Raw genomic sequence first — 742 nt, 5'->3', positions numbered from 1 at the left:
GGCACTGTCTAGTTTAGCACCTCTGCTGGCGTCTGTCCGTTGAGTGACTGGTGCGGTCGCTGCGTGTTATAATAGTGTACGAACTGTTCAAGCCACTCTCTGACGCTCGCCCGACTGCCGACCCACGAGTTGTGGAAGCGGTCGATCCGCATTTTGAGCGTGTGAAACCACTTTTCGATGTGGTTTCGATCGACGTAGTCGAGGTGACCGCTCAATCCTAACCGGGAGAGGGCAGTCGGATAGCCGTAGCCATCAACGAGAAAAACAGCGTCGGAGAGATCGTGTTTCTCGGAGAGTCCATGCAGAAACGCAGCAGCTGGATCGGTGCCTCGCCTCCCAAAGAGCGCGATGTCGAGAACGAGTTTCGTGTCGAGGTCTATTGCAGCATACAGCCAAGATCGGTCGCCGTTAATCCTGACAGCGGTTTCATCAACCGCGACCCTCGACGGCTTCGCCGTCTGCGGGTCTGGCACGCTGTCAGCTAGCCGATGTACCCAGTTCCAGATTGCCTGATGAGAGCGTTCAACGCCGAGTGAGCGAAGAATTGCTTGTGTCTCTCGAAGCGAACAACCAGTCGAATGGAGCCGGACGGCGAACGCCCTGACGGGCGTCGCCGTCCGTTCCCGCTCCCAAGTTTCATCAAATTCCGCCGCGTAGCACTCACTGAGCAGGTCTGCGAGCATTGTCCCAAACAAACTCTACGACCTGCTCGCTTCTCAAACTGGCCTAACTAGACAGTGCC

General features: G+C 56.7%; 1 protein-coding gene. It reads right to left on the bottom strand.

The window, feature by feature from the left end:
- Nucleotides 1-8: 8 nt before the first annotated feature.
- Entirely contained in the window at nucleotides 9-683 is a 675-nt protein-coding gene (locus EYW42_RS19365) for an IS6 family transposase (RefSeq protein WP_135537080.1), read from the bottom strand.
- Nucleotides 684-742 lie beyond the last annotated feature (59 nt).

Origin of the sequence: Halostella pelagica (assembly GCF_004762015.1) — an archaeon.
GTDB classification, from domain to species: domain Archaea; phylum Halobacteriota; class Halobacteria; order Halobacteriales; family Natronoarchaeaceae; genus Halostella; species Halostella pelagica.
Note: the sequence above shows the minus strand (reverse complement) of the source record. Positions and strands in the feature narration are given on the sequence as shown.

What these genes read in the sequence shown, in the direction of transcription:
- EYW42_RS19365 (WP_135537080.1), bottom strand. Translation starts at nt 683, where the DNA reads ATGCTCGCAGACCTGCTCAGTGAGTGCTACGCGGCGGAATTTGATGAA.